Source organism: Pseudomonas sp. HMSC063H08, from assembly GCF_001813645.1.
Taxonomy (GTDB): domain Bacteria; phylum Pseudomonadota; class Gammaproteobacteria; order Pseudomonadales; family Pseudomonadaceae; genus Pseudomonas; species Pseudomonas aeruginosa.
Genome location: NZ_KV813556.1, coordinates 6,291 through 7,954 on the forward strand (window position 1 = coordinate 6,291; position 1,664 = coordinate 7,954).

Annotated in this window: 1 pseudogene; it reads right to left on the reverse strand. The window is 65.0% G+C overall.

The features are described 5' to 3' along the window. Window positions 1–1,664 (reverse strand): annotated as a pseudogene (locus HMPREF2924_RS25020) (Tn3-like element TnAs1 family transposase); the annotation flags it as partial.

Genomic DNA, 1,664 nt, shown 5'->3' on the forward strand with positions numbered 1-1,664 from the left:
TTCAGGCCGGCATGCACGCGGCGGCGCAGTTCAACACTTTGCAGCCAGTCCAGGATGAACAGCGTGCGTTCGATCCGGCCCAGTTCGCGCAGGGCGACAGCCAGGCCGTTCTGACGCGGATAGCTGCCGAGCTTGCGCAGCATCAGCGAGGCGGTAACGGTGCCCTGCTTGATCGAGCTGGCCAGGCGCAGGATGTCGTCCCAATGAGCGCGCACGTGCTTGATGTTCAGGGTGCCACCGATCAGCGGGCGCAGCGTCGGGTAGGCCTGCACGCCCTGCGGCACGTACAGTTTGGTTTCGCCGAGGTCGCGGATGCGTGGCGCGAAGCGGAAGCCCAGCAGGTGCATCAGGGCGAAGACGTGATCGGTGAAACCGGCCGTGTCGGTGTAGTGCTCCTCGATCCGCAGGTCGGACTCGTGATACAGCAGGCCGTCGAGCACATAGGTGGAATCTCGGACGCCGACATTCACCACGCGTGTGCTGAACGGCGCGTATTGGTCGGAGATGTGGGTGTAGAACAGCCGTCCTGGCTCGCTGCCGTACTTCGGGTTGACGTGCCCGGTGCTCTCACCCCGGCCGCCAGCGCGGAAGCGCTGGCCATCGGAGGATGAGGTGGTGCCGTCGCCCCAATGGGCAGCGAAGGCATGGCGGTACTGGTGATTGACCAGCTCGGCCAAGGCCGCCGAATAGGTTTCATCGCGGATATGCCAGGCTTGTAGCCAGGACAGCTTGGCGTAGGTCAGGCCGGGGCTCGACTCGGCCATCTTGGTCAGTCCGAGGTTGATTGCGTCACCGAGGATCGCGGACAGCAGCAACGTCCTGTCTTTGGCCTCAGCCCCGTCCTTCAGGTGGGTGAAGTGGCGGCTGAAGCCCGTCCAGTCGTCCACGTCCATCAGCAGTTCAGTGATCTTGATGCGCGGCAGCAACTGGCTGGTCTGGTCGATCAGCGCCTGCGCCCGATCCGGCACCGCCGCATCCAGCGGTGTGATCCTCAACCCGGACTCGGTGAGGATGGCATCGGGCAGCTCGTTGTCCTTGGCCAAGCGGGTGACGGTGGCCAACTGCTCGTCCAGCAGCTGCAAACGCTCTTCCAGGTACTGGTCGCTGCTCGGGTTGATCGCCAGGGGCAAGGCCTGATCCCGCTTGAGCGCGGTGAACTTCTCTGCCGGCAGCAGGTAGTCGTCGAAGTCGCGGAACTGCCGCGAGCCCTTGACCCAGATGTCGCCGGAGCGCAGGGCGTTCTTTAGCTCGGACAGCGCGCAGATTTCGTAGAAGCGCCGGTCGAGGCCTTCCGGGGTGATCACCAGCGGCTTCCAGCGAGGCTTGATGAAAGCAGTGGGGGCATCGGCCGGCACCTTGCGCAGGTTGTCGGCGTTCATCTGGCGCAGGGTCTGCACGGCTGCCAGTACACCTTGCGCGGCCGGAGCGGCGCGCAGTTCCAACACATCCAGCAAGGCCGGCGTGTAACGGCGCAGGGAAGCGAAGTTCTCGCCGACCAAGTGCAGGTGGTCGAAACCCTCCGGCCGGGCCAGCAGCTCGGCTTCGCTGACGCTCTCGGTGAACTCGTCCCAGGGAATCACCGCCTCGATGGCGGCATAGGGGTCGCTGCCGGCTTCCTTGGCCTCCAGCAGCGCCTGGCCGATCTTGGAGTACAGGCGCACCTT